At 48.3% G+C, this 7,114-nt stretch carries 5 protein-coding genes and 1 pseudogene; all 6 read right to left on the bottom strand.

Translation table 11 applies throughout. From position 1 onward, the window contains the following. The coding region (locus tag AC6ROY_RS11015; protein WP_500100430.1) for a condensation domain-containing protein at positions 1-1,786 on the bottom strand (1,786 nt) is incomplete at its 3' end. Positions 1,787-1,968: 182 nt separating this feature from the next. Beyond that, on the bottom strand, positions 1,969-3,255 hold the full coding sequence (gene ectB / locus AC6ROY_RS11010; protein ID WP_500100429.1) for a diaminobutyrate--2-oxoglutarate transaminase: 1,287 nt from the start codon (positions 3,253-3,255) through the stop codon (positions 1,969-1,971). A 124-nt stretch (positions 3,256-3,379) separates the two neighbouring features. Further along, a complete protein-coding gene (locus tag AC6ROY_RS11005; RefSeq protein ID WP_500100428.1) occupies positions 3,380-4,165 on the bottom strand; it encodes a thioesterase II family protein in 786 nt (261 codons plus the stop codon). Positions 4,166-4,452: 287 nt separating this feature from the next. Beyond that, positions 4,453-4,590 (bottom strand): IS3 family transposase, encoded by a 138-nt coding sequence (locus AC6ROY_RS11000; RefSeq protein WP_500100439.1) that lies wholly within the window; start codon positions 4,588-4,590, stop codon positions 4,453-4,455. Between the two features lie 333 nt (positions 4,591-4,923). Beyond that, a complete protein-coding gene (locus AC6ROY_RS10995; RefSeq protein ID WP_500100427.1) occupies positions 4,924-5,562 on the bottom strand; it encodes a hypothetical protein in 639 nt (212 codons plus the stop codon). A gap of 132 nt (positions 5,563-5,694) precedes the next feature. Further along, positions 5,695-6,685: pseudogene (locus tag AC6ROY_RS10990) on the bottom strand (tyrosine-type recombinase/integrase). Positions 6,686-7,114: the final 429 nt, after the last annotated feature.

The raw sequence follows: 7,114 nt of genomic DNA, 5'->3' as shown, positions 1-7,114 counted from the left end.
GCTGGTTGACCGAGACGAGGTTCGCGCTGTCCACGGTGTAGCTCTTCTCGTCATCCAGGAGCAGGCAGACGCCCGCAAAGGCCGCTTTGTCCCGCAAATGCGCCTGCAGCAGCAGCACCCCGGCCCCCGAATCGTCCAGCATGTAGCGGATGCGCTCCTGCGGGTAGTCCGGATCAATCGGCACATACGCCCCGCCCGCCTTCAGAATGGCGAGAATCCCGACCACCATAGAAGGGGAACGTTCGGCCATAATGGCCACCAGTTGGTCCGCCCCGACGCCTTGGTCCCTCAGGGTGCGCGCCAGGCGGTTCGCCCGCTCGTTCAGCTCGCGGTACGTCAGCCGCTCGTCCTCGTATTCGACCGCGACCGCATCCGGATGCCGCTCTGCCTGCTCCTCGAACAAGCCGTGAATCGTCTTCTCTCTCGGGTAATCCGCATCCGTATCGTTGAAGGCGGTGATCAGCCTGCGCTGCTCCTCTTCGCTGATAAGCGAAAGCTCGGATATTTTCTGATACGGGCTGCGAATCATATGCTCCAAGATGCAAACGAACTTACGGATGATCTCCTTCGCTTCATGCTCGCCAAATAGCTGCGTGCGGTAATACAGATCAACAAAGAGCTTCCCGTCATCTACAAAATCCAGGACATGAATATCAAAATCGTTAACGGAATCCAAGGTATAATCTTGATCCGCATGCACAACAGCCTCATCCGTACGAAAGAAGCTCAATGATCGGTATTGTATCGAAACGCCAAACAACCGCTGGACATCCTGATTGCGGTGAGCCTCTCGCAAGTCCTGAACGATTTTATTGTACGGATATCGCTGATGGCGCAGGATAGAAGCTTGTTCTTTGGCGACATTTTTCAGAAACGAAAGCAATTCCTGCTCAGGCTCCACCAGCATCCTCGTTGCGACCGTACTGACGAACATGCCGACCATTTCTTTTTCTTTCTTTGTCGTCCGGTTCGCATACAAAGTGCCGATCGCCACGTCCTGCTCGTTGGTTACCTTATGCATGTAAATATATAAAGCGCTCAGAACAAAGGTGAAGATGCTGATCTGATACTCCTCGCAAAAGGCTTTTACGCCATGATGCAGTTCGTCGTCCAGCATCAATCTATCGACTCTTGCGTCCGTGCCCACCGTTAGCGGATTGGATGACTTCAAACTAATGACTTCGGGCATCGTGCCGAATTTTGTGAGCCAATAGTCCTTGTCCTTCTGATAGCGCTCGGATTGCTCGTAGTCATGCTCGACCTGAATGAAATCAATATAAGAGCTGTTCTTGCGAGGAGAGCTGTTGCCGCTTATGATAGTCAAATAATGCTGCATGATTTCGTTTATAGCCAAATTCATGGAAATGCCATCGGATACGATGTGATGCATCTTGAAATTGATCCACGTTTCCTCGTCCCCGATCCGTACCATAACGAACCGGTGCAGCTCGGAGTCCAGCAGTTCAAGCGGAATGGACCGAAGCTCAAGCATCCTCTGCTCCGCCCGCTCCTTGCTCAAATCAATACATTCGAAATCCTTCTCCTCATAGTCCCGAACGTATTGAAAAGGAACTCCGTTTTCCGTCGTCAGTCGGATGCGAAAAGAATCGCTTTGCTCAATGACTTTGTTTATGGCTTGCTTCAAAACCTTCACATCGATGCGGCCTGTTATTTTCACTATCGCAATGATCGTCGTGGCAGTTCGATTTGGATATAGCAATTCGGTATACCAAATCCGCTGCTGGGGTTGCGTTAGCGGAAATAATGGAACATTGTTGTTTTTCATCGTCTCTCCCCTTGACAAATTCTTGATTGAACCTCCGAGCTACGCGCAGCCTAGCCAGACGCTCCGGCGGTGTGCGCCTTTGGCTTACCTGACAACCCCTGCTTGGGGTGCAGGACCAGAATGATGGCTACCAGCCGGATCGCTTGGCAGGCTTCAACGCCGCCCGTTCTTTCAGAAGGTGCTTATGCCAGCTGAGGCTGAAGTGAAGGGATCAAGGCGCAGCATTCCGATACGGCCTGCTTAAATATTTCGCAGCCGGCGGCTAGCTCGTCCATCGAAATCGTAAGCGCAGGCATCAGCTTGACCACCATATCCTGACGTCCGGCCCGCTCGACAATAAGTCCAAGCTCATAGCATCGAGACACGATGGCTTTGGAGAGAGGTTCATCCTGGCAAGCCGATACGTCAATGCCCCAAATCAATCCCATACCGCGCATCGAGATGAGCGGGTTGATCGGCAAAATATGCTCCTTCAAGTATTGTTCAACAAACTTCGCTTTACGTTCCGTCTCCGCATCCAACTGCTCCGATTCCCGGAGTTCAAGAGCCGCCGTCGCGCCAACGAACGCAAGCTGATTTCCCCTGAAGGTGCCATTATGTTCAGCCGGCTGCCAAACATCCAGCTCGGGCTTTAGCAGCAGCAACGACATCGGCAGACCGTAACCGCTGATCGATTTGGAGAGCACGACCAGATCGGGAACAATCCCCGCCCGTTCAAAGGAGAAAAATGAACCTGTTCGTCCGCAGCCCACCTGGATATCGTCGACGATCAGCAAAATATCGTGACGGTCGCAAAGGTCCCGAAGCTCCTGAAGCCACTGGGTAGGCGCCGCATTTAAACCGCCCTCGGCTTGCATGGTTTCAAGGATGATCGCTGCTGGCTTGGCTATGCCCGAATGATCGTCCGTTAAAATCGCTTCCATGTAGCCGATCGTATCCAATTTGTCGATAAACCCCGTTGGGAATGGCATAAACGTAACATCATGCAGCGGCAATCCTCCCGCTTCGCGATGGTACAGACTGCTTGTGGCGGACAAGCTTCCAAGCGACATCCCATGAAACGCGCCGATGAAAGCAAACACGCCCGTCCTTCCCTTCACTTTTCTTGCCAATTTCAGCGCCGCCTCTACCGCATTGGTTCCGGTTGGACCGCAAAACTGAAGCTTATAGTCGAGACCGCGCGGCTTCAGAATCTTTTCTGAGAACGTCTGCAGAAAGGTCTGCTTGGCCGAAGTATACATATCCAGTCCGTGACTAAGGCCGTCCGATTGCAAATATTGGATGAGCCGTTGCTTGATAAAATCATTATTGTGTCCGTAATTTAGCGCTCCGGCTCCGGCGAAGAAATCGATAAACGTTTTGCCGGACTGGGCGTACAATACCGAGCCTTTCGCACGCACAAAGACATCGGGAAAAGAACGGCAATACGATCTTACATTGGATTCCAGCATTTCGAATGTGTTTGTCATAAACAAATCCCTCCATAGTCTGAAAATGTGCATAATAAATAACGCTCGCGCAGTCTGGTTCTTCGTTGCTAGGCGGAGATGGACTGTTATGAGCGTGATTTCATCATTTTTAGGTGGCAGTTGGTTAACGTGCAACCGGACCGCTTGCGGCAAACCTCACCATCTGAGGCGACAATTCACGCAGCACACTGCCGATGACCGCTTGTTCCTGCTTGTGGAGAAAAAAATGGTTGCCCTCCAGCATCTGCACTTGGAATGAACCAGTTGTATGCCCTTGCCAAGCGTGAAGCGATTCTATGCTTACGTCATGGTCCTGCAATCCGCCAAAAACCGCAATCGGGCAAGGAAGCACTTCTCCCGGTCTGTATACATAGGTTTCAACAGCGGTAAAGTCAGCTCGTAAATGAGGCATTACGATTTCCATCAATTCATCATTCTGTAAAACCTCTTCAGGTGTGCCTTGCATGAGCCGAAGCGCCTTCTTAAACTGATCATCCGGCAGCTTGTGCATGGGTTTTCTTGGATAAGGCAAGTGTGGCGCAGTTTTACCTGATACGAATAAGTGGATTGGAGCCACCTGATGCTTGACATATAATTGACGAGCCGTTTCAAAGGCTATTAGCGCCCCCATGCTGTGTCCAAAAAAAGCGAAGGGCGTATGTAAAAACGGTTTGATTTCCGAAACAAGCGAATGCACGATCGCCTCGACGGAATCCATCGGGTCCTCCAACATCCTGCTCTCTCGGCCGGGAAGCTGAACGGGACAAACATGAATGTGAGCCGGCAATTCTCGCTTCCAGCGACTAAATACAGAGGCTCCGCCGCCGGCGTAAGGGAAACAAAATAAGCGGAGCTTTGCAGAAGAGCCGGCGTGCGTATTCAAGAACCAGGAACTCTCTCGACCAATCATATCTTAATCACCCACATTATAGTATTATATGGTTACTATAACAAAAAAGTAAAAGATATACAATTAAAATTGTTAAAGTGAGTAAAAACGACCAAATTAAACATTAAATGACCGCCGCAGGGGCCATCCTCCGCAGAGGTGCTTCCGCAGGTTGCTTTTTATCTTCATTCTTTTCGCCTCCGGTTTGGTTTTTTGAAAAACCAAACCGGAGGCGGGGAACGGCACCTGCCCATCGCTTCCTTCGACGTTCAGGCACACAAAAAAACCTCCAGCTTGGGAGGTTTCGGCTACAACATATTTCGGCCAGCCCATGACTGGACTTGCCCAACTGATGGATGGATACGCTCGTTGTTGTAAAAGATTTCGATGTACTCAAAGATGCCTTTCTCGGCTTCGGCACCGGTCGCGTACTTGTTCAAGTAGATCAGTTCTTTTTGTTGTGGAAGGACTCGATGTAAGCATTATCGTAGCAGTTTCCTTGGTGGCTCATGCTGTCTTTCATGGAGTAGGCCTTAAGCACATAGCTGCTTGTGGTCATCATGCGAGGCGTACTGGCTGCCGCCATCCGAGTGATGCAGCACCTCGCCTTCGGGTCGATGACGACCATGAGCCTGCCTGAGCACCTGCAGCACCAGTTATGCGAAGACGAAGCGAGAAAAGCGAAGTAATAGATTGGCAAAAGGCCTTATGGGATAAGGGATTTTAGGCATTCCTGATGAGTCGAATAATGGTTCTCATAATACGGTGTTATCGGATGTTCAGTTCTTCTCCGAAATACCCGCAAAAAGTTTGATCTCTGGAAAATGTTCTTTCCAAAATTCATTCATTGTTGTTAATACTTCTTTCTTTTCTATTTCATTAATTCCAAAATCATTAAAATCAATATCTTGCCAAAGCTTATAATTCAAAAAAATGTATTTCCAATATTCCTTAAGCTCGCAATAAAAATCCATTGAATTATAATCTAATATTTCTTTCCATATCTTGAATTGTTCAACTATATTCTTTCCTCCAAAAATACTCAACTCTGGTGTAAATCCCTCGTAATAAGCCCCATAAAAAACATCAACAGTTCTGATATGACCAAGAATATTATTATTAAGTTCATCTAATTCTTCAGCAGGAATCCAAAGTTCATTATGTCTCGTACTTCCAACTATCTGTTCTTCGTATTTATCAATAAACGGACTATCTACATCAAATTCTGTAACGAATCCCACAAATCCTGAGAATTTATCCCTAGTATTCCATTCATAAGCTATCTGGTCCGCATATTCTTTATTAAGTACTGGGTAAAAAATAGGTTGTTCTGGAAGTCTTGGAGGGAAGCCTTTCAGATTTAAGTCGAGGATTAATTTCATTTCAGTTAAACCTACTGGGCGATATAGTGTTTTCAATGTTTTTATTCCTTTCAACTGAATTTCCGATAACGTCTTTATCTGCGTATTTCGGTAAAACCTTATAATTCGGGGTATTCCTGAACTTGTTCGTGAATGCCGCCCAACAAAGACGATTCCCGCCCCTCCAGCCTACTCACCCTGCATTAAACCATCCAGTGGACTTCTAATCCTCCGAATAATTTTTACACTCACATGGGTATACCGTTCTGTTGTTTTGCTGCTCTGATGACCAAGAAGCTCCTGAATATACCTTAGGTCTGTTCCGCCCTCCAGCAAGTGAGTAGCGAAGGAATTCCGAAGCGAATGGACACTAACTGGCTTTTTAATGCCAGCCTCGCCCTTGCATTTCTCAAAAAGCTTTTGCACGCTCCGCTCCGTCAAGTGTTTTCTGGAATCCTGGCCCGGAAACAGCCACTGCTCCGCACCCAGCCCTTGGGCATATTCCTGCACCACCAGGCTTGCCGCATCGGATAGCAGCGTGACCACGATCCTTGCGTCCTTTGCCCTGCCGAACGGTAATGGTTTTCCTCTCAAAGTCCAGATCTCGCGTTCGAAGTCTGACCACCTCGCCGACCCGAAGCCCCGCCGAATATAACAGGTATAAAAGCGACAGATGCTTCGTATTGTTCACAACCTTCAGCAAAGAAAGCACATCGTTGGTGGACAACACATTGGGAAGCTTCTTTTCCTTCTTTGGCCGAACAAATTGTACGCCTTGGCGCTCCCCTCGCACATGCTCCATATAAAACTTCAGTGCGCTTATCGCCTGATTCACAAAAGAATGCGACCTGCCCTTGCCAAGCAAGGCAAGAGAGTAGGCTTCAACCTCTCGACCTGCTTGTATACCTTCCATTCCTTCACTAAATTCCTCAAAACGCCGCACATGTCTGCAATAAGCCTTAATTGTGCGATGACTATATCCTCGAAGCTTCAATTGCTTGATCAAAACGTCCAGAGTCGATTTTTTGCCATGTATCGAACCGCTTTGATCAGCCTCCCTACACGTCGCCCTCTCCCGTTCCTCCACCTTGTCCCTCCAGTAAGGACATTCAGCCAGCAGCTCCCCTTGAATCTCAAAGGATTGGGCTTCGGCCACAAATGCCTCCCACAGTTCCTCCATGGATGCTATCGTATAAGGCACTGCCCACATTCGCTCCGCGGGAAGCCACTGCCGATGTTTAAGCAGCTTTATTCTTTGCACATCCTCGGCATTAAAGCCTTCCATTCTGATGCATAATGAAAATTCATTCTTTTTGCCTATAAAACATGCATATTATCCTATCTCCCCTCAGTATACCAAAATTATCAATAGATAACATAAAAAAAGAGACCCTCCGTCTGCTTCCCAGCAAACGAAGAATCTCCAATTCTTTTGGATACAATTCCGTTATTCAGATCAACACCAATACCAAACTACTACAGGTATGATCGTACACCATTTTCCACCTTTTGCAAAACTCCTGATTTTCGTCCAAATGATTCGAGAAGAGGATAAAACCGGAGTGTCACATCCGCCGTATCCTCGTGGATTCCCGTCACTTCATGTACA

The organism is Paenibacillus sp. sg306046, from assembly GCF_059821225.1.
The sequence above is the reverse complement of the archived record's forward strand: the minus strand, read 5'-3'. Positions and strand labels throughout refer to the sequence as shown.